Here is a 21,403-nt window from a genome sequence, read left to right as displayed (position 1 = left end):
TATTAAGGTTTTTTAATTTTCCTGTACTATTTGATTCTGTTATTTTTTAAATGGAATTAGTTTATTTATTTTTGCTCAAAAGATAGAAAAAGCAATGTCCGAAAATATACAGCAAAAGATAGAACAGCTCAGGAAAGAGCTTCATCAGCATAATGAAAATTATTACCTTCTGGATACCCCTACCATATCGGATTATGAATTTGATATGTTACTGGAACAGCTTCAGGATCTTGAAGCCAAACATCCTGAGTTTTATGATGAGAACTCACCTACTGTACGTGTAGGAGGCGGAATCACAAAGGTTTTCCCGACCATTCAGCATAAATTCAGAATGTATTCCCTGGATAATTCCTATGATTTTGACGATCTTGAAGACTGGGAAAAAAGAATCATTAAAACCATCAGCGATCCGGTAGAATTCGTTGCGGAACTTAAATATGACGGTGCTTCTATTTCCATCCTTTATGAAAACGGAAAACTGGTACAGGCTGTAACGCGTGGAGACGGTTTCCAGGGAGACGAAATTACCCCGAATGTCCGTACGATTTCTGATATTCCGTTAACGTTAAAAGGTGATTTCCCTCCTCATTTTTTCATGAGAGGTGAAATTTATTTAACCCGTAAGAATTTTGACAAGATCAATAAACTGCGTGAGGAAGAAGGGCTGGATCCTTTTATGAATCCGCGGAATACCGCCAGCGGAAGCTTAAAAATGCAGGACAGCGCAGAGGTAAGAAAGCGCGGGCTGTCATCTGTTCTTTATCAGTTTATTTCTGAGGATTTCCCAACAGACACGCATTGGGAACTGCTTCAGAAGGCACAAAGCTGGGGCTTCAAAACATCCCAGCAGGCAAAACTGTGCAGGACTCTGGATGAGGTGAAGGAGTTCATCAGTTTCTGGGACACGGAACGTCATAATCTTCCTTTTGAAATCGACGGAATTGTACTGAAAGTGAATTCTCTTCAGCAGCAGCGCCAGTTGGGTTATACCGCTAAATCCCCGCGATGGGCGATGGCTTATAAATTCAAAGCTGAAAAAGTGGAAACGGAATTACAGAGCGTTTCCTACCAGGTGGGAAGAACGGGAGCCATTACTCCGGTTGCCAACCTGAAGCCTGTTTTGCTGGCCGGAACCATCGTAAAAAGAGCTTCTCTTCACAATGAAGACATTATCAAAAAGCTGGATCTTCATGAGCAGGATTTTGTATATGTGGAAAAAGGCGGCGAGATCATTCCGAAGATTGTAGGCGTGAATACGGAAAAAAGAACGGAAGAAAGCCGTGAAATAGAATACATCCAACATTGCCCGGAATGCGGAACTGAGCTGGTGAAAATTGAAGACCAGGCCATCCATTTCTGCCCGAATGAGCTTCACTGCCCGCCTCAGGTAGTGGGAAGAATGATCCATTATGTTTCCCGAAAAGCCCTGAATATTGAAAACCTGGGAAGCGAAACGATTGAGCAGCTGTACAGGGAAAAGCTGATTGAAAACCCGGCTGATTTCTATGTTCTCACAAAGGAACAGCTTCTTCCGCTGGAAAGAATGGCTGAAAAGTCTGCCCAGAATATCATTTCGGGAATCGAAAAATCTAAAGAAATCCCGTTTGAAAAGGTTCTGTACGGGATCGGAATCAAACATGTGGGTGAAACGGTTGCCAAAAAACTGGTGAAAAATTTCCCAACGATAGAAGAGCTGAAAAACGCATCCGTGGAAGAGCTTTGCCAGGTGGAAGACATCGGAACCAAAATTGCGTTAAGCATTGAAGAATTCTTCAGAAATTCTGAAAACCTCCTGATGATCGAGCGTTTAAAATCGTACGGTGTACAGCTTGAAAAGGGAGAAAGCACCAATGAAGTTCTATCCAATGTTCTGGAAGGGAAAACATTCCTTTTCACCGGAAAACTGTCGCTTTTCACCAGAGAACAGGCAGAAGAAATGGTAGAGAAACATGGGGGAAAGAATATTTCAGCCGTTTCCAAGAATCTTAATTATCTTGTAGTAGGCGAAAAAGCCGGAAGCAAGCTGAAAAAAGCGCAGGACATCGGAACCATTACCATTTTCGATGAGCAGCAGTTCTTAGATCTGATTGAAAAACAGTAGTCAATTTAATTAAATAATGAGGCTGTCCCGTATTGAGACAGCCTTTTATGATTAAAAAAAACAGATCACTTTATTTAAAAACAATCAGCGTATAGGGTTCTTTTACCATTTTCGGCTGAACGATCCTGATCTGCTGTTTGCCTTTATAATAGTCTGTATAGCTTTCTTTGGTTACGATCTTTCCTTTTCCGGTTTCTTTATATCCGGCATCCAGAACAGCTTTCAGATAAGTATCATAGTCCTTTTTATCTTTAAAGGAGAATTCTATATTGTTTTGGGATGGATCTTCTCTGTATTCAAATTTTGCAATTTTATAGAGATATCCGGGGCTGTCATATTCATTGACAATAAAGCCCAAACCTTCGGTTTTATCGTAAAAAGTGTAATTATGTTTTTTAATTTCTTTTTTAAAAGCATCCATATCCAGGCTGCTGAATGCAATAAGTTCTTCCAGTTTAAAAGCCTGTCCGGAAGCCGATGAACAAAACAGGATAAAAAACAAACCCGTCAAAACCGTCTTTAAAGTATTTATCATTTATCTATTCTTTAATATTATTTTCCCTGATGAAATTTTTATACTCTTTTTCCCAGACCGGGGATTCCTCAAATTCAGTCTTTCTGCTGACAATGATGGCTGCCCCTTCATCAAAAAGTTTTTTATCATTCAGCATCTTTACTCCTCTCATAATGATGAGCATACCGTAAGCATTTTTATTATTTTTAAGCCTGCTCAGCAGGATATCCTTATTCTGTAATATTAAAGTATTGTCTTTCAGTTTTGAGATAAAATCATCCACAGCAAGATCATCCAGATTCTGAATAGAATTCTTTACCGCTTCTTCATATACTTTCCGGGAAATATCTTTTGTTTTCTCCAGCAGCCGGACAAGTCTTAAAGTACTGTCAAAAGACAAATCTTCAGACGTATACTCTCTTATATGACTCATATCATACATATTGACAGCCACAATCTCCGCTTCTCCGGGCTTCTTCCATCCATTAAGCAAAAACGTTTCTGTTTCTTCACGGGTATGATTTTTAACATATTCATCCAGAACATCAAAGGAAATGATCTTATCTGTCAGCCAAAGATCGGCCAGTAAAGGATAATACAGTTTACATTTTTTCATGTCGATCTGCTGATAGAAGGTGGAAAGACATTCGTTGCCACAGTCAAGTTCTTTATTCCGTATCTTATCAAGTTCAATTGCCTTCACTACAATTTCTTTAGCTTCTTCACTGCAAAAATTGGATAAAGCAAACATGAAGGGAAATCTTGAGGAATCTGAAATATGCGCTTTCATAAAAGGCAGGAACTCAGGATCCGGAAATTCTTCAATGGCGGGATAAGCCTCTGCTCCAAAACTTTTGATGAGTTCAATATCATCAGGGTTTCTGTACTTAGCAAGGGTTACCAGAAGTTCCGGAGATTTTGTTTTCAGAACCAGGCTCCTGAGTTTTTTATAAACTTCAGGATTTACGGGAAGGGCATTACTGGTATATTCAATCAGCTGTTTGTTTAAAGGCTGTGCATCCAGCACCATCAGGGCCATTTCTTCTCTGCGTTTTTGTACTTCTTCCTCAGAACCGGCAGCAGATGGGATGGTGTCGAAAAAAATTCCGGACAGAGGGTAAGAATCGGACAGGCATTCCGTTCTGTATGTAATTTCTTCTTTGGACTTAAAACTGTTTTTAAAAATATCGAGCAGTCTTTTATCAGCCTTTTTCGCCAAAACTTTCACTGCAGTAATTTTGATATAAGGATTTTTTCCTTTCTCAGCTAAAAATATAAGTTCATCCGAAGAAGCTTCTTTATAAAGATTTTCTTCAATCCCTTTAATTTTTTCATCAAGAGCATAGAAAGAAGTATACTTCTCAAGAGGTTTGATGACAGAGGCCGTTTTCCTGGAAACCTGTGCAAAAGCAGTGAACGAAAACAGCGTTAAAAGCAGGAATACATTATTTTTCATGATTAGTTTTTACAGACCAAAGGTAAAGGAATTCTTTTGAATCGTTGTCTGAACTTTACCATTTTATGTTTCCTTCCAATTGTTGTAAAGATTATAAACCTTTTCTTGGCTGTTTAAGAAAAAGACCTCCTTTATGCGGAAACTGTACGTAATTGTCAGGTGTCTGAGAAATCTGTTTCCGGCAGGTTTCGGAACATGTGTTAACCAATAAAGGAAGCACATCTGTCCCTATCAAGAGAGAAATCCAGAACTGATCTGTTTTGTTATCCGGTATTTCCTTCCGGCAAATGCTGCATCGGATGATTTCAGAATCATAATAGTGTACGGTCTGCTGATAAAGATCGGGAAAATGAGTTCTGAATTTATAATTTCCGTATAAAGCCCTGGTACTTACGGTACTGCTTTTAAGATTCTTACAGTAAATGATTTCATAAGGAAACCATTTAAGATTATAAGACGTATAGGGAGTAAATTCTTCCAGTGCTTCCATCTCACCTATTTCCGGGGGTAATTCCTTTAGATTAGTTCCATAAAGTACCACCTTTTTCACTTTCTTTAGTTTGGAAATAGATTTTGGAAGGGTCTCTATCGAGGCAAACAGTTCATAGCCGATTGCACGGGCAGGTGCAAACTCCTCGTGCCCCTCTTCCGCTACCTGATCAATGTAACGACAGAGTTTTTGCCAGGCTTCAGAATCCTGATCCTGTATTATCTTTTTAATTTTTGGAAGGCTGCTCATGGTAAATCTCTACTGATTTCATCTTCTGTCAAATAATCTCCGTTTTTGTATTCCTCTCTTGCTTCATCAATTCTTTTCCTTTGAGCATTACTGAGAATATATTCATTCTGATTCATTTCAAAATCAAGCATTTCCTGAATATTTTGTATAATTTCAACATCTTTCAACTGTATAACTCGGTTTATTAAATCAATTTTTAAATCTGAGATATTCATCCTGTGTAATTTTATATCAAATGTAAAAAATTTTATTTGTTTGGGAACCAATGAAATATATTGATTTTTAAAATTCCTGAAAGTTTCCAACCGGTAATTCTATCAGAACTTTAAATATTAAAAAATTTAAAACTTAATAAGTTATGTTTGGAATTATTTTTTCCACTAAAAAAAACATGTAAATTTCACATTCATTCAAGCCCCCAAAAAAATTCCCAACAAACTTGATGAATAATTCCGCTTTATTTTAAGTGGGCAAAGTGATGCAACTTCGGTGTTGATAAAGCTGGAGGTTTATCCATACGCTTCGGCAAATCAACAAAGTTGATTCTACTCTTTGCACCCTTAAAATCAGTAGTTTCAAAAATGAAACTTTTGTATGGTAAAAATATTTGGTTCTTAATGTATTCTGCTCTGAAAAAATTCGCTGAAAATTATAATTTGTTCAGACGTAAGATTCTTTAAATAAATCGTCCGTTTACTGTTAATAAAATCAGGATAAGATATTAAAACGACTGTATGTTTATCAATACTGAATTCTCTTAATAGAGTTGGTCTTTCCGTATCCCTCTTATCAGAACTCAATGTAAGATTAATAAAACGGCCAGGAATGAAATAAAAATCTTTTGGAAATAAAAAAATCGAATTATTGTTTAAAAGAATCTCAAAACTACACCAGCGAAAATTTTTACGTAAAAAACCGTTTTCCAGAATAATTGTACCCTTTATCCTTTTTAGCTGTCTGGAATCCGGCTGCCTGCACTTTATAATAATTCTTTTCTTCTGAATATAAAAAAAGACTCCTGGAATTACCTGAAAAACAATCAGCGCCAGGAAAAAATAAGAATATAGGGAGTTAATCATTAAAGCGGGTTATTATTCTGATAAGATATTATTTTAATATCTGTCAAAAATGATTTCATACTGAATGGTAAGGATTTTTATTTTTTATACTCCAATGGAATATATGACTTTCAATCTATGAAATTTTTCAGACGGTTATCCGGCAATTCCGGTAAAAGTACAGAAAACACATTATCTTCCAAGCCTCCAGTTTTCAAGAACAAGTGTAATAATTACATCATTCCACATCTCAAAATTTCTGAGTTTGGGAGATATGGGAAGGATGGAAGTTTTTATCCAGTCGTTTTTCCCGACAATGAACATCATTGCGTCATACATAAGCGTTTGATTAAAAGGATTACTCACAGAAAGCATCATCCCTTTGTTCTTTCGGTCTTCTGTATCTTGTGTAAATTCTATTTCTATTGTTTTAGCCGGATTTTTATTTTCTTTTACCACTTTCATCGATTGTATAATCCCATCTTTTGTTTCGGCTTCTATAAAAATATGTTCACCAGGATAGAGCTGAAGTACATTTTCTTTGACAAAGTATTTAGATTTCTGAACTTCCTGCTGATAAAACCTGACAGTATCCACAGCGAGTTTTAATGTGAATGCTTCACGAAATTCTCTGTTGTTTTGAGCAAAACCAATATTGGCTGTCAGGCAAAGCAATACAATTACCAGATTTTTAAATGTCATATTATTAGCTAAAGTTCCAAATATATAAAAAATATTCAGTTTTAATCCTTATGAAACCGGCAGCCTGAAGAAGAAAGTACTCCCCTGATTCGGAGAACTTTTCACACCAATTTCGCCATTTTGTTTTTCAATAAAGTTTTTGGAAATAGCAAGCCCCAACCCTGTTCCATTTTGATGCTCTCCCGGAACCTGGAAATAACGGTCGAAGATCTGGCGGTGGTATTTTTCATCAATACCGCTTCCCGTATCGGTAATGCTGAACTGAATGAAAGTGTCCCTTTTTTCTACCAGAATCCGAATGGTTTCATCCTGGAAGGAATGCTTCACCGCGTTGGTCAGGAAGTTATTCATTACCCATACCGTTTTATCGAAATCGGCCGCAACAGAATCATCATCAGCAATAAGATATTCCGTGGTTATGGAAATATTTTTCTGCTCTGCCAGTTTTTCAACATTTTTCACCGCGGTCTGTACCATTTCTTTCGGTGAGCACTTCCCGACAGTGAGGCGGATATTTCCGGTTTCCACCTGTGAAAGATTCAGCAGTTCTCCTGTAATATCCAGCAGGCGCTGTCCGTCTTCGTTAATGCTTTTCAACAGTTCTTTCTGCTGTTCATTCAGTTCTCCGAATTTCCGGTTGCCGAGCAGCTGAACTCCCATTTTTATGGCTGAAATAGGCGTTTTCAGTTCGTGGGAAATGGTTGCTATAAAATTGGTTTTGGCGAAATCAAGTTCTTTAAAAGGGGTAATATTCCGAAGTAAGATTACCTTTCCGATATATTTTTTGTCTTTCTCCCCGGTTTTGGTAATGTTGATAGGAATAATATCCTGTTCAAAATAATTTTCCTTATTATCCCGGACAATTTTGATAGGTTCGGTTACCGGATGTTCAATATTTTTAAGCAGTTCACGCATCAGATCGTTATTCACAGCCACTTCATGAGCTGTTTTCCCGATAATTTCCTCTTTATTAAGATTGGTGATTTTCAGTGCTTCATCATTGATCATATAGATAAAGTGATTTTCATCCAGCCCGATTACCGCATCATGCATATTATTGACCAAAGTCTCAATCCGTTTTTTATCCATCAGCTGTTTGGAAAGGCTGCTGCTTTCATATTCCTGAAGCTTTTCCGCCATGATGTTAAAAGATTCCGCGAGACTGCTGAATTCCTCACTTCCCTTAAAATGAACCCTTTCACTGTAATTTTTATCTGCAATCTGCCGGATACTGAACGTCAGCTGGTTAATAGGCTCCGCAATAGTCTGTGGAAGATTAAAAAGCAGGATAAAAGCGATCAGAAAACAGACTGTTCCCAGGCTTACGATCCAGAATGTGGCATTTTCAGCGGTAATGATGGCAATATCACTTTTCCGCTCGATACCTTTCATATTCAGGGACATGATTTTGGCCAGATCTTCACGGATCAGTTTTTCCTTGCCGGGGGAAGGCTGCTTCAGATAGCTCTGAAAGTGCAGATTAAGATTCTGGGTAGCTTCTTTTTCGCCAAATTCAGTAAGATTTTTTTCCTGAAGCCTGTTGTTTTTCTGAAAATCGGTTACAGCAACAGCACTGTCTGTACTGATCTTATCTAAGGCCAGCAGCATATTTTTGGAAAATTCCAGGCTGTTATAATTGGCAGTAAGGATCTTTTCCGTATCCGATTTCAATTTATTGATATACACGGAACCGATGACTGAAAGCAGGACAATCAGTAAAAATAAAAGACCTACGCCTAAAGTGAGTTTTGTTTTAAGTTTCATTACTTCTAAGATAAAATAATAATATCTATCTGTCTTTCATTCAGCCTGTTCATCAGTGTATAGATCCAGCTGTAACCGGACAGACGCTGCCAGAGGCTTGAATGTGGCTTCCCGATACACACCGTGGTCATATGGTGGGCAATGACATATTCTAAAATTCCCTTGTGCACACTGCTTTCTTTTATCCGCACCACTTTTGCGCCCAATTCCTGTGCTAAATTAAAATTATTAATCAAATACCGCTGCTTGTCGAGGGCAATTTTTTCAGGATTTTCAGAAGGTTTCTGAACGTATAAAACGGTCCACGGACTGTTGTAATAACTCGCCAGACGGGCTGTTTTCCTGATAATATTTTTTGCAATCTTTTCATTGCTGCTGATACAGGCCAGGAATTTGATAGGCTTAAAATTCTCGGTCTTGATCTCAGTTTCCACTTTCCGTTCCACATGGGTTGCCACCTCTTTTAAGGCCAGCTCGCGAAGCTGTAAAATATGTCCACTCTGAAAAAAATTGCTGAGTGCCGTCTGAATTTTTTCCTTTTTATAGATCTTTCCTTCTTTCAGGCGGGTCAGAAGCTCATCGGCTGTAAGGTCTATATTCACCACCTCATCAGCAAGAGCCAGGATCTTATCCGGAACGCGCTCCGCCACTTCTATTCCTGTGATTTTCTTCACCTCCTCATTAAGGCTCTCAATATGCTGAATATTTATCGCACTGATGACATTGATTCCGTTATCAAGGATTTCCAGTACATCCTGCCACCTTTTTTTATTTTTGGAACCTTCCACATTGGTATGCGCCAGCTCGTCCACCAGAACCACTTCCGGATGTTCATTGATAATAGTCTGAAGATCCATTTCCTCCAGGTTTTTACCTTTATAAAAAACCGACCTTCTCGCAATCTCGGGGATTCCTTCGGTAAGCGCTGCCGTCTCTTCCCGGCCGTGGGTTTCGATATACCCTATTTTTACATCAATGCCGTTTCTCAGCAGGGCGTGCGCCTCCTGAAGCATCCGGAAAGTCTTTCCTACGCCCGCACTCATCCCGATGTAAATCTTAAATTTTCCTTTCCGGGATTTCCGGATCAGTTCTAAAAAATGTTTGGCTGATGACATGGGTTCTTTATTCTATGAATTTAAAATGATTGTGGTTTATTTTTAAACGGGCTGAAGCCCGTTTTTATTAGATTATTAACGACAGCGGGCCTCATCCGGGGTTTATGTTTTTATGCTCTTTCTGATTATCTTTCTTTTTTTATTAAAACCAGGCTGCAAGGCTTGTTGTGATAAAGAAATTGCCCTGTTTCATCTGATCATTCTTTGCAAAAATGGCATCTTTAGAGGTAAAACCTCTGGCTTCTGTACGGAACACTACATTTTTCAGAATCGCATAATCCATATTCAGGGAATAGCCGAACGTCTGGAAACCATTGGGAGTATTTGTACTGATGATTACTCCATTTTTATCGTTGTAATACTCCAGCCTTCCTGCCAGCGCCCATTTAGAATCCAATTGGTATTTCATCAGGACATTGGGAGTATACCAGATGTTGTAGCTGCTTCTTCCTTTTGTTTTCTGTTCAGCTCCGATATCAAACCCCAGAACCGCTGAAAACCGGTCCGTCAGTTGGAAGCTTCCGTACAGATCATGAAAATAACGCATTCTTTTTTCCTCCTTTGCTTTATCATTTCCGATGAATGAGCTGCTGTTCAGTGTAATCTTATCATTCGGTTTATAAATCACCTGATGTCCGAAAGAAAGGCTCTGATTTCCTTCAGCTTTGGCAATTCTCTGCCATCCGTTCAGGACAAGTCCGCTCAGGAACCATTTCCCGTTATCTGAAGTATAGGAAATTTTAGCACCCGTCTCAAAATAGGGAGAATTTTCAGCGGCAAAACTTCTGGTCAGATTGATGTTATCTTTTCCAATTGCACTCTCCCACCCGATATGAGAAGGCATAATTCCGGCATCCACCCAAAGATTTTTAGTTTGAGAAATTTTAATTCCCACATTGGCTTCATTCACATAACGCAGGGCATCCTGTTCAGCCGCCATATTATCCTGGGTATAGGTTCCGGCCATCAGGGCCACATTGGCGCGGAGATTTTCACTCTGATAATTCGCCTTTACCAGTGCCAAATTAAGATTCACTTCATTGTGCCTGTTATAGGAATACAGGAAATTCTGTCTCTGATGGCTTGCGGGTTCATTAAAATCATAGGCATAAAAAAGTTCCGCATAGGCAGAAAATGTTACTTTATTTCCTGTTTTTAATGAATCTGAAGTCTGTGCTTTCGGGAAGAAAACTCCGGCTAAAATTCCGGCAACGATATATCTTTTCATAAACATTTCACATTATTTTAACTGATCTAAAGCGATATTAAGCTTCAGCACATTTACTTTTGCAGGTCCCAAAAGACCCAGCCACGGTTTTTCAGTCTGATTTTTAATTAGTTGATTCACTTCTTCTTCAGAAAGATTTCTTTCCTTAGCAATTCTTTTAGCCTGATACACAGCTCCGTTGGGAGAAATATCAGGATCCAGTCCGCTTCCGCTTGCCGTTACCAGTTCCACAGGGACCTCGGTTTTTTCCATTCCCGGATTCTGCATTTTCAAAGTATCTATTCTTTTCTGTACGGTTTCCAGATATTCTTCATTACTGGGTCCTTTATTGCTTCCTCCACTTCCCGCAGCATTATAATCCACTGCTGAAGGACGGCCGTGAAAATATTTCCCGGAACTGAAATTCTGACCGATATTCGCATAATATTTCTGTCCGTTGTGCGTAATGATTTCCGCGTTTCCTTTGGCAGGAAGTATTTTTGAACCTCCATATACCAGGAGCAGATAAATTCCTATAACCGCCAGCATCACCAGAGTCAGTCTGAATGCTGATACCATATGATTTTTCATTTTTTAAAATTTTTAATAGAATAAACTGATTACAACATCAATCATTTTGATTCCGATAAACGGAACGATAACGCCTCCCAGGCCATAGATCAGAAGGTTTCGTCTGAGCAGCGCACTGGCTCCGATTGGTTTATAGGCCACTCCTTTCAAGGCCAGCGGAATCAGAAACGGAATGATCACCGCATTGAAAATGACCGCAGAAAGAATGGCTGTTTCAGGGCTATGAAGATCCATGATATTCAGTTTCTGAAGTGAAGGGATGAAGGTGATAAAAAGAGCCGGGATAATCGCAAAATATTTGGCTACATCATTGGCAATGCTGAAGGTTGTCAGCGTTCCGCGGGTCATCAGCAGCTGCTTTCCGATTTCCACGATCTCGATCAGCTTCGTAGGGTCGTTATCAAGATCCACCATATTTCCGGCTTCTTTTGCTGCCTGGGTTCCGCTGTTCATGGCTACCCCTACATCTGCCTGGGCAAGAGCCGGAGCATCATTGGTTCCGTCTCCCATCATTGCTACCAGCTTTCCTTCCTGCTGCTCTTTTTTGATGTAATTCATTTTATCTTCCGGTTTAGCTTCGGCAATGAAGTCATCTACTCCCGCTTTTTCAGCAATAAATTTGGCCGTTAATGGATTATCTCCCGTTACCATTACTGTTTTCACACCCATTTTTCTCAGTCTCTGAAAACGTTCCTGGATTCCGGTTTTAATAATATCCTGAAGTTCGATCACTCCCCAGACCTTTTCATTAACGATTACGACAAGCGGGGTTCCCCCATTCTCAGAGATTTTAGTTACGGTCTTCTGTGTTTCTCCGGGGAAGGTATTGCCGGCTTTTTCAGTCAGTTTTTTTATCGTATCATAGGCACCTTTCCTGATTCGTGTATCTTCAAAATCGATTCCGGAGGTCCTTGTTTCCGCTGTAAAATCTATATAGACAGGATTCGGCACAAGCAGATCTTCCGGTTTCAGCTGGCTTAATTCTATAATGGATTTTCCTTCCGGGGTTTCATCGGCTACCGAGCTTAATGCAGAAGCTTTAATAAAATCTTCAGTCTTTATTCCGTCTGCAGGATGAAATTGAGTTGCTTTACGGTTTCCGATGGTAATGGTTCCTGTTTTATCCAGAAGCAGAACATCAATATCTCCGGCTGTTTCTACTGCCTTTCCGCTTTTCGTAATAACGTTGGCTCTTAATGCGCGGTCCATTCCCGCGATTCCGATTGCAGAAAGCAGACCTCCGATTGTTGTCGGAATGAGACAAACGAAAAGTGAAATAAATGCCGCAATCGTAATCGGTGTCTGCGCGTAGTCTGCAAAAGGTTTTAAAGTGAGTGTAACGATAATAAAGGTCAGGGTAAATCCTGCCAGAAGTATGGTTAATGCGATTTCGTTAGGTGTTTTCTGTCTTGAAGCTCCTTCTACCAGGGCAATCATTTTATCCAGGAAAGATTCTCCGGGTTTGGTGGTTACTTTCACCTTGATTCTGTCTGACAGTACTTTTGTACCTCCGGTTACCGAACTTTTATCTCCTCCGGCTTCACGGATCACAGGTGCACTTTCCCCTGTGATTGCAGACTCATCAATAGTAGCCAGACCTTCTATAATTTCTCCATCCATCGGGATCTGATCTCCGGCTTCGCAAAGGAAAATATCCCCTAATTTCATTTCGGCAGACATCTTTAAAGCGGTTTCTACCTGAAATCCCGGTTTATTGCCGATCACCAGTTTAGCAGGAGTTTCTTCGCGGGTTTTTCTAAGGGTATCCGCTTGTGCCTTTCCTCTCGCTTCTGCAATTGCTTCCGCAAAATTGGCAAACAGCACCGTAAAAAACAAGATGATAAATACCAGGAAATTATAGGAAAAACTGCCCTGTGTTTTATCCCCTGCAAGACTGAACATACTCACGGCAAACATCACAACGGTTCCTATTTCCACCAGGAACATCACCGGATTTTTAAACATGATTTTAGGGTTCAGTTTGACGAAAGACTGTTTGATGGCTTCGTTCACCAGGTCTTTCTGAAACAATGTCTGTGATTGATTTTTCATTGTTTTTTATATTTTTTAATTAAGACATCAGAGGATCTCAGAGATTCCTCACTGATCTCTTCTATCTTTCTTACTATTTTTAAATGGATTGACAGACAGGCTCAGATCATAAGAATCAAGTTTCTCCGTTTCTGAGCCTTATCATTTTATTTAGTGAAATACTGGATTTGTTCTGCAATAGGTCCCAGCGTCAGTGCGGGAAAGAAAGACAGTGCTGCAATCAGTAATATAACCGCCAGGGTCATAAAGCCGAAAGTTGCCGTATCCGTTTTCAATGTTCCTGAGCTTTCCGGGATGAATTTTTTCTGGGCCAGCAGGCCTGCAATGGCTACCGGGCCTATGATCGGGATAAACCTGGACAGTAACAGAACGATTCCTGTTGAGATATTCCACCACGGGGTATTATCTCCCAGCCCTTCAAATCCGGAACCGTTATTGGCCGATGAAGAGGTAAACTCATACAGCATTTCGCTGAATCCGTGGAAGCCGGGATTATTTAAGGTCTTTGCTCCGAATTCCGGCAGATAAGCTGCCAAAGCCGTACCTGCAAGAATCAGGAAGGGATGGAAAAGGGCTACGATCATGGCGATCTTCATTTCTTTAGCCTCAATTTTTTTACCCATAAATTCCGGAGTACGGCCTACCATCAGTCCGCTGATGAATACGGCAAGAATGATGAAGATAAAATAATTCAGAATTCCTACACCGCATCCTCCATAAAAGCAGTTGATCATCATGGCCAGCAGTTCATTCATCCCGGAAAGCGGCATCGTACTGTCGTGCATGGCATTTACCGAACCTGTTGAAATGACGGTGGTTGCAATACTCCAATATCCTGATGCGGCACTTCCGAATCGGATTTCCTTACCTTCCATCGCTCCCAGGCTGCTGTCGGCACCCATTTGTGTGATCAGGGGATTTCCGTTGGTTTCATTGATGATATTCGGAACGGCGAGGGCCAGAAAACCGACTGTCATCACGGTAAAAATTACCCATGAAAGTTTTCTTTTATTCAGATAAAATCCTAAAGCAAAGACCAGCGCAAAAGGAATGATCATCTGGGTGATCATTTCGGTCATATTGGTGATATAATTCGGGTTTTCAAGCGGATGGGCCGAGTTGGCTCCGAAGAATCCGCCTCCATTCGTTCCCAGGTGCTTGATTGCCACGAATGCCGCAACAGGACCTCTTGAAACATCGGCCTTCTGCCCTTCCAGAGTGATGATATGATCTTTACCCTCGAAAGTCATCGGACTTCCGTTTGCAGAAAGAATCAAAGCTACCAGAAGGCTTACAGGAACCAGTATTCTTATGACGGATTTTGTGAAATAATCATAAAAATTCCCCAGTTCTGTCGCTGTTTTTTCTTTAAAAGCTTTGAAAAGTACAGCCATTGCCGCCATTCCGGTTGCTGCTGTTACAAACTGCAGAAACATCAGATAAAGCTGGCTCAAATAACTTACTCCTGTTTCTCCCGAATAATGCTGAAGATTGCAGTTCACCAGGAATGAAATCGCTGTATTAAAAGCCAAATCCGGCGACATATTGGGATTCCCGTCAGGATTTAAAGGAAGCCGGGATTGGTTGAGCAGGATCAGAAACCCTATGAAAAACCAAACCAGGTTGATCGTCAGCATGGCATACATATTCTGTTTCCAGTTCATCTGACGGGCCGGATTGATCCCTGATATTTTATAAATTAATTTTTCAACAGGTTCAAAAACAGGATCTAAAAAAGTCTTTCTGTACCCATACACCCTGGCAATATATTTACCTAAAAATATTCCGATTGCCAACGTGATTACAAACATGGCAATAATGCCTGAAATTTCTGTATTCATGACCTTTTAAAATTTTTCTGGTTTCATCAAAACATAGCAGATATACACAAAGGCCAGTATTGAAAGGAAAAATAAACTCCACATAGCTTTATATTCTATCAAAAAATTCAACGGATTTATATAAAAGCCAAAACATGACTGCGCACAGCAGTACCAAACCTGAAAGCATCATATTTTTATCATTAGGATTAAAAGAGTGAGTACTACATACGAGACCATCAGCAGGCTTAAGAAAGCATGCTCCCGTTTTTTGAACGTTTTTCCTGAAATTGTCATTTTTAAATATTTTATTCATATTCCATATGCCAAAAGCAAGTCCAATTTCAGAAAAAAGAACACAAAACATTATTTATCAGAACATTACAAACAAGCACATGATTATACAGAAACACAAAAGCCTATCAAAATGATAGGCCCGTTATTGAAATGATAGGATTTAGCTATTGGCTATTGGCAAAATTACTCATTACTCATTACTCATTACTCATTACCCATTACCCATTACCCATTACCCATTACCCATTACCCATTACCCATTACCCATTACTTATTATTTATTATCTCAGTCCGTACTCTTCCAGTTTACGATACAGCGTGGCAATGCCTATTTCAAGCAGTCTTGCGGCTTCGGCTTTGTTGCCTTGGGTATACTGAATGACTTTCTGGATGTGTACTTTTTCCAGGGAGCGTATACTCATGGAATCACTTTCCGGAGCGGCTTTTTCTGAATAACGCGGAAGGCTGTCCGGATTCAGGATATGATCATCCATTAAGATCAGGCTTCTTTCTATGGTGTTTCTAAGCTCGCGGATATTTCCTTTCCAGTCGTTTTTTTCCAGGGTCTTATAATATTCCGGATCTACCTGTACGGAAGGGATGTGAAGTTTCCGGGTAAACAGTTCGATGAAGTTTTTAGCCAGCATTTTCAGGTCTTCTTTTCTTTCCCTCAGCGGAGGAAGGCTGATCTCAAAGACATTGATCCTGAAATACAGATCTTCTCTGAAATGCCCCTGTTTAATTTCTTCTTCCAGGTCCCGGTTGGTAGCCGCAATTAGCCTGAAATCTGATTTTGAGACTTTGGTTTCACCCATTTTGATGAATTCCCCGGTTTCAATAACCCTGAGTAATTTGGCCTGAAGTTCTATCGGCATCTCTCCTATTTCGTCTAAGAATAAGGTTCCGCCATTGGCTTCTTCCACCAGACCTTTTTTATCTTTCACAGCCCCGGTAAAAGCTCCCTGCCTGTGGCCGAAAAGCTCACTTTCAAGGATTTCTTTACTGAATGCGGAACAGTTGATGGCTACAAAGTTATTTTTCTTCCTTCCGCTTCCTTCATGAATAGCATTGGCAAAGACTTCTTTTCCGGTTCCGGTTTCCCCGGTCAGAAGAACGGCAGCATCAGTCAGGGCTACTTTTTCCGCCAGTTTTTTAGCCTGAAGAATCAGGGGAGAATTTCCTATGATCTCACCGAAACCTTTTGACACAGCTGATTGTTGTACAATTTTGCTTCTGTTGTCCTTCACCTTTTCAAGTGCTTTATAGACCAGAGGAATGATTTTTTCATTATCGTCACCTTTTACCAGATAGTCATACGCACCGTTTTTCATAGACTGCACTGCGTCAGTAATATTTCCGAATGCGGTCATCAGAATGAGTTCAAGATGCGGATATTTGGCTTTAATGGATTTCACGAGTTCCACTCCAAATGCATCCGGAAGCCTTACGTCGCTCAGTACCACATCAAAATCGTACTGTTCCAGCATGGTCATGGCAGAGCGTGCAGTGGAAGCTTCTTTTACATTAAAATTCTCCTGGGAAAGGATCATCCCCAGTAATTTGAGGAGCTTGATCTCATCATCGATGATCAGAATGTTTCCGGACATAGTCGTTATTTTGGGAAAACCTGATGCAAACTTATTGAATTTTCCGTGAGGGAAAAAGGGAATTTTCTGAAAGGATGAAAAAGGGGAAAGTACAATTTGCCTTTTGCCAGTTCTTAATCTGTCTTATAGATGTAATAATAACATAGGAGTCTGGGTTAAGGAAACCAAGATTAAAGGCTGGAAGATGGAAGAAAGGATACTGGAAGTTATCCTGGTTAAAGAATTAAAGGTCTCTGTAAAATCAAAATTATTTAAAAAAAAATAATGTGCTGTTTTTTTGTGATGCAAAGATTATTTTTGATACTGCTCATCTTGAGGAAGCAGAGGATAGAATCAACTCCGTTGATTCCCCGAAGCGTGTGGATAAACATACCGCTTCATCAGCGACGAAATCTCACCATTTCCCCCAATTAAAATAAAGCGGTATAGTCATCAACTTTGCGTGAGCTTTTTTTGAATTTAAAAAATGTAAAGATCTGCGTAATCTGCAAGATCAGCGAGCTAAAATGAAAAAGGATTATATATTGAGCACTAGCTTTTACCATGCAAAGCTTTTATTTTTGAAACTACTCATCTTGAGGAAGCAAAAGATAGAATCAACTCCGTTGATTCCCTGAAGCATGTGGATAAACATACCGCTTTATCAGCGACGAAATCTCACCATTTTGCACCCCTTAAAATAAAGCGGTATAGTCATCAACTTTGCGTGAGCTTTTTTTGAATTTAAAAAATGTAAAGATCTGCGTAATCTGCATGATCAGCGAGCTAAAATGAAAAAGGATTATATATTGAGCACTAGCTTTTTACCATGCAAAGCTTTATTTTTGAAACTACTCATCTTGAGGAAGCAAAGGATAGAATCAACTTTCCCTGAAGCGTGTGGATAAACATACCGCTTCATCAGCGACGAAATCTCACCATTTTGCACCCCTTAAAATAAAGCGGTATAGTCATCAACTTTGCGTGAGCTTTTTTTGAATTTAAAAAATGTAAAGATCTGCGTAATCTGCAAGATCAGCGAGCTAAAATGAAAAGGATTATATATTGAGCATCATCAGCGACGAAATCTCACCATTTTGCACCCCTTAAAATAAAGCGGTTAGTCATCAACTTTGCGTGAATCTTTTTAATCAAAAAATAATTCCAAACATGATCTATTGAGTTCAATCAATTAAATTCTGATTCTGAACTGACGTTAATAAGAAAAAGCAACGCCATTTTTATCTGATTCCTTACATTTGTAATACATTCGGGTTTAAGGAATGAAATGAACTGATCTATGATTGACAAAAAATATACGGAAACGGTCCACACGGACATCCACAATTACGAATATATTACCATAACGCATGACGAAAACAAAGTAAGAATTTTCACCCTGAAGAACGGTCTGAAGGTTTTTCTTGCCCAAAATTCCGATGCGCCGAGGATACAGACTTTTATCCCTGTAAGAACGGGAAGCAATAATGACCCTTCTGATAACACAGGACTTGCCCATTACCTGGAGCATATGATGTTTAAAGGAACTTCCAGACTGGGTACCCAAAACTGGGAAAAGGAAAAAGAACTTCTGGATCAGATTTCAAAACTGTATGAGCAGCACAAGGCAGAACAGGATCCTGAAAAGAAAAAAGAGATATACAGGAAAATAGACGAAATCTCGCAGGAGGCCAGTCAGTATGCCATTGCCAATGAATATGACAAGGCAATTTCATCCCTGGGAGCCAGCGGAACCAATGCCCATACCTGGTTTGATGAAACAGTTTACAAAAACAATATCCCGAACAATGAACTTGAAAAATGGCTGAAAATTGAAAAGGAAAGGTTTTCTGAAATGGTTCTCCGCCTTTTTCACACGGAACTGGAATCGGTATATGAAGAATTCAACAGGGCTCAGGATAATGACAGCCGGTTGGTGAGTTATGAACTGATGGATGCTTTATTTCCAACGCATCCCAACGGGCAGCAGACTACGCTCGGAAAACCGGAACACCTGAAAAACCCTTCTATGAAGGCTATTCATAAATATTTTGATGAATATTACGTTCCGAATAATTATGCAATGGTTCTGGTAGGTGACCTGGATTTTGAAGAAACAATTCAGCTGGTTGACCAGTATTTCGGGGATATTCCTTATAAAGAGCTGCCGAAAAAAACTCCGGTTGTTGAACAGCCGATGACTGAAATTGTAAAAAGAACGGTAAAAAGCCCGACTACCCCGAGGGTACAGATTGCCTGGAGAACAGACAGCTATGGTACAAGGGAAGCCATGCTTGCCGATATTACGGCCAATATTCTGAGCAACAGAGGGGAAGCCGGACTTCTTGACCTGAACATCAACCAAACCCAGAAAATGCTTTGGGCACAGGCTTTTTCATTAGGTTTAAAACAATATGGCTATTTTTCCGCAGTAGCGGTTCCCAAAGAATCACAAACGCTTGACGAGGCGGTAGAAATGATCCTGGAACAGATTGAGCTGATCAAAAAAGGAGATTTCCCGGACTGGATGCTTCCGGCAATCATCAGCGATTTCAAACTGCAGAGAATGAAGGGGCTGGAAACTGCGGAAGGCCTGGCTACCAATCTTTATGACACCTACATCAGAGGCCGGTCATGGGAGCAGGAACTGAATGAAATGGATGAATATGCAGCCATTACCAAAGAAGAGGTGATTGAGTTTGCCAACACGTTCTTTAAAGATAATTATGTTGCCATTTACAAGGAAAAAGGGGTTAACGACAAGCTTCTCAGAGTGGAAAACCCGGGAATAACGCCTATTAAGATCAACCGTGAGGCGCAATCGGAGTTTCTGCAGGAAATTTTAGCTGAAAAAACAGATGATATACAACCAGAATTTATTGATTATCAAAAGGAGATCACCACTGATTCTGTAAAAGATAAAAAAATAAGTTTTGTAAAGAACAAGTACAATGATATAGCACAGGTTCATTTTATTTTTCCTTTCGGAAGTGATAACGACAGGGATCTGGGAATTTCAACACAGCTGCTTCAATATCTGGGAACGGATCGGTTTTCACCTGAAGATCTTAAAAAAGAGTTCTTCAAAATCGGTATTACCAATGATTTCAAAACCACCAATGATCAACTCCTGATCTCTCTGAACGGACTGGAAGAAAATATAGAAAAAGGAATTGCCCTTCTTCAGCACTGGATGTATAACGCTTCTCCTGATGAGAATATCTACCGCCAGTTTGTAGGAACCGTTCTGGAAAACCGCCAGGCAACTAAAAATGATAAAACCCGTATTATGACCGCGCTTACCACGTATACCAAGCTGGGAAGCTTTTCCCGTTTTACGGATGTTATTTCCAAAGAAGAGCTTGAAAGCAGCCATCCTGAAGTGTTTACCGACCGTATGAAAAAGCTTTTCAGATTTCCATATCAGATTTTCTTTTACGGAAAAGATTTTGATGCTTTTAAAGAATATATCGGCCGGTATACGGAACCCGTAAGTTTAGAGATTCCTGAAGCCAAATACTATCCGGAACCGGAGACTGACGGGAACGTCTATTTCGTGAATTATGATATGGTTCAGATGGAAATGAGCAAAATAGCAAGAGGAAACCCTGTGAATACTTCCAATTTCGGAAAGATCAATGTGTATAACGAATATTTTGGAAGAGGTCTTTCCTCTATCGTTTTCCAGGAAATCCGTGAGAGTAAAAGCTTAGCGTATTCTGCTTATGTCTCTTATGCAGCCAATGCCGAACTGGGCCACCACGATTATATTACCACTTATATCGGAACCCAGCCTGATAAACTGCAGATTGCCGTAGATACAATGACAGAACTGATGACCGAACTGCCTGAAGTGCCTGTACAGTTTGAAAATGCCCGAAATGCGGCCCTTAAACAGATTGCTTCAACAAGAATTACCAGAAATAATATCTTTTTCAATACTTTGAGACTGAAAAAACTGGGAATTTCCCACGATTTCAGGAAAGATATTTATGAGCAGATCGGAAGTCTGAAGTTTGAAGATGTGAAACAGTTTTATGAAACAGAAATCAAACCGGTACGCTTTAATACTGCCATTATCGGTAAGAAAGAAAATCTGGATATGGATGCAGTGAACCGGATGGGAACTTTTAAGGAAGTCAGCCTGAGGGATATTTTTGGGCATTAAAATATGGACCGTTCAGTATTGGGCGGTCTTTTTTTGTAAGATGGAGATAACAGACAGAGAGATAACAGACGGATAGATAATAGACGGATAGATGAGAGACATAAGACTGTCAATAGTCAATTTTGCTGCGCAAGAAAATGGGGAATTTGGGAGTTTTAGATTCAGAAAGGAGAAGAATGAGAATGGACGGATAGATAATAGATATTGAGACTGAAGATCATTCGTTAATAATA

Annotated in this window: 14 protein-coding genes; 2 read left to right on the top strand and 12 right to left on the bottom strand. The window is 39.8% G+C overall.

Annotation, left to right across the window (positions count from 1 at the left end):
- The first annotated feature begins 94 nt into the window (after positions 1-94).
- The gene (gene ligA / locus AC106S_RS09415; RefSeq protein WP_482438819.1) at positions 95-2,101 is read left to right on the top strand and encodes an NAD-dependent DNA ligase LigA; all 2,007 of its coding nucleotides are present in this window, start codon (positions 95-97) and stop codon (positions 2,099-2,101) included.
- A 70-nt stretch (positions 2,102-2,171) separates the two neighbouring features.
- On the opposite strand, the gene AC106S_RS09410 is transcribed toward ligA, so the two are convergent.
- The 12 genes from AC106S_RS09410 to AC106S_RS09355 all read right to left on the bottom strand — a co-directional run bounded on the left by AC106S_RS09410 (position 2,172) and on the right by AC106S_RS09355 (position 17,023).
- A complete protein-coding gene (locus AC106S_RS09410) occupies positions 2,172-2,636 on the bottom strand; it encodes a hypothetical protein (RefSeq protein ID WP_482438818.1) in 465 nt (154 codons plus the stop codon).
- 4 nt (positions 2,637-2,640) lie between these two features.
- Entirely contained in the window at positions 2,641-4,071 is a 1,431-nt protein-coding gene (locus AC106S_RS09405) for a hypothetical protein (RefSeq protein ID WP_482438817.1), read from the bottom strand.
- A gap of 91 nt (positions 4,072-4,162) precedes the next feature.
- Positions 4,163-4,810 carry a hypothetical protein gene (locus tag AC106S_RS09400; protein WP_482438816.1) on the bottom strand — a complete coding sequence of 216 codons (648 nt, stop codon included), beginning with the start codon at positions 4,808-4,810 and terminating at the stop codon, positions 4,163-4,165.
- Positions 4,807-5,025, bottom strand: coding sequence for a hypothetical protein (locus AC106S_RS09395; RefSeq protein WP_482438815.1), 219 nt, complete (start codon positions 5,023-5,025; stop codon positions 4,807-4,809). The genes AC106S_RS09400 and AC106S_RS09395 overlap by 4 nt, the downstream gene beginning before the upstream one ends.
- Positions 5,026-6,060: 1,035 nt before the next feature.
- Entirely contained in the window at positions 6,061-6,570 is a 510-nt protein-coding gene (locus AC106S_RS09390; RefSeq protein WP_482438814.1) for a hypothetical protein, read from the bottom strand.
- Between the two features lie 48 nt (positions 6,571-6,618).
- Positions 6,619-8,334 (bottom strand): sensor histidine kinase, encoded by a 1,716-nt coding sequence (locus AC106S_RS09385; protein ID WP_482438813.1) that lies wholly within the window; start codon positions 8,332-8,334, stop codon positions 6,619-6,621.
- Positions 8,335-8,339: 5 nt separating this feature from the next.
- Complete coding sequence (locus AC106S_RS09380) at positions 8,340-9,449, bottom strand: sensor protein KdpD (RefSeq protein WP_482438812.1); 1,110 nt, start codon at positions 9,447-9,449, stop codon at positions 8,340-8,342.
- 142 nt (positions 9,450-9,591) lie between these two features.
- The gene (locus tag AC106S_RS09375; protein WP_482438811.1) at positions 9,592-10,677 is read right to left on the bottom strand and encodes a porin; all 1,086 of its coding nucleotides are present in this window, start codon (positions 10,675-10,677) and stop codon (positions 9,592-9,594) included.
- Between the two features lie 12 nt (positions 10,678-10,689).
- Positions 10,690-11,247, bottom strand: coding sequence for a K(+)-transporting ATPase subunit C (locus AC106S_RS09370; protein ID WP_482438810.1), 558 nt, complete (start codon positions 11,245-11,247; stop codon positions 10,690-10,692).
- A 12-nt stretch (positions 11,248-11,259) separates the two neighbouring features.
- Complete coding sequence (kdpB, locus tag AC106S_RS09365) at positions 11,260-13,299, bottom strand: potassium-transporting ATPase subunit KdpB (protein WP_482438809.1); 2,040 nt, start codon at positions 13,297-13,299, stop codon at positions 11,260-11,262.
- Positions 13,300-13,445: 146 nt separating this feature from the next.
- Positions 13,446-15,140: a potassium-transporting ATPase subunit KdpA gene (gene kdpA / locus AC106S_RS09360; RefSeq protein WP_482438808.1), complete on the bottom strand. Its 1,695-nt coding sequence runs from the start codon at positions 15,138-15,140 to the stop codon at positions 13,446-13,448.
- Between the two features lie 557 nt (positions 15,141-15,697).
- A complete protein-coding gene (locus tag AC106S_RS09355) occupies positions 15,698-17,023 on the bottom strand; it encodes a sigma-54-dependent transcriptional regulator (RefSeq protein WP_482438807.1) in 1,326 nt (441 codons plus the stop codon).
- A 1,279-nt stretch (positions 17,024-18,302) separates the two neighbouring features.
- On the opposite strand from AC106S_RS09355, the gene AC106S_RS09350 reads away from it, so the two are divergent.
- On the top strand, positions 18,303-21,170 hold the full coding sequence (locus tag AC106S_RS09350; protein ID WP_482438806.1) for a M16 family metallopeptidase: 2,868 nt from the start codon (positions 18,303-18,305) through the stop codon (positions 21,168-21,170).
- Positions 21,171-21,403: the final 233 nt, after the last annotated feature.

The sequence above is a fragment of the Chryseobacterium sp. FR054 genome, from assembly GCF_056844565.1.
The sequence above is the reverse complement of the archived record's forward strand: the minus strand, read 5'-3'. Positions and strand labels throughout refer to the sequence as shown.

Excerpts from the sequence above, each read along its gene's own strand:
- ligA (WP_482438819.1), top strand. The coding sequence starts at position 95 with ATGTCCGAAAATATACAGCAAAAGATAGAACAGCTCAGGAAAGAGCTT.
- AC106S_RS09410 (WP_482438818.1), bottom strand. The coding sequence starts at position 2,636 with ATGATAAATACTTTAAAGACGGTTTTGACGGGTTTGTTTTTTATCCTG.
- AC106S_RS09405 (WP_482438817.1), bottom strand. The coding sequence starts at position 4,071 with ATGAAAAATAATGTATTCCTGCTTTTAACGCTGTTTTCGTTCACTGCT.
- AC106S_RS09400 (WP_482438816.1), bottom strand. The coding sequence starts at position 4,810 with ATGAGCAGCCTTCCAAAAATTAAAAAGATAATACAGGATCAGGATTCT.
- AC106S_RS09395 (WP_482438815.1), bottom strand. The coding sequence starts at position 5,025 with ATGAATATCTCAGATTTAAAAATTGATTTAATAAACCGAGTTATACAG.
- AC106S_RS09390 (WP_482438814.1), bottom strand. The coding sequence starts at position 6,570 with ATGACATTTAAAAATCTGGTAATTGTATTGCTTTGCCTGACAGCCAAT.
- AC106S_RS09385 (WP_482438813.1), bottom strand. The coding sequence starts at position 8,334 with ATGAAACTTAAAACAAAACTCACTTTAGGCGTAGGTCTTTTATTTTTA.
- AC106S_RS09380 (WP_482438812.1), bottom strand. The coding sequence starts at position 9,449 with ATGTCATCAGCCAAACATTTTTTAGAACTGATCCGGAAATCCCGGAAA.
- AC106S_RS09375 (WP_482438811.1), bottom strand. The coding sequence starts at position 10,677 with ATGAAAAGATATATCGTTGCCGGAATTTTAGCCGGAGTTTTCTTCCCG.
- AC106S_RS09370 (WP_482438810.1), bottom strand. The coding sequence starts at position 11,247 with ATGAAAAATCATATGGTATCAGCATTCAGACTGACTCTGGTGATGCTG.
- kdpB (WP_482438809.1), bottom strand. The coding sequence starts at position 13,299 with ATGAAAAATCAATCACAGACATTGTTTCAGAAAGACCTGGTGAACGAA.
- kdpA (WP_482438808.1), bottom strand. The coding sequence starts at position 15,140 with ATGAATACAGAAATTTCAGGCATTATTGCCATGTTTGTAATCACGTTG.
- AC106S_RS09355 (WP_482438807.1), bottom strand. The coding sequence starts at position 17,023 with ATGTCCGGAAACATTCTGATCATCGATGATGAGATCAAGCTCCTCAAA.
- AC106S_RS09350 (WP_482438806.1), top strand. The coding sequence starts at position 18,303 with ATGATTGACAAAAAATATACGGAAACGGTCCACACGGACATCCACAAT.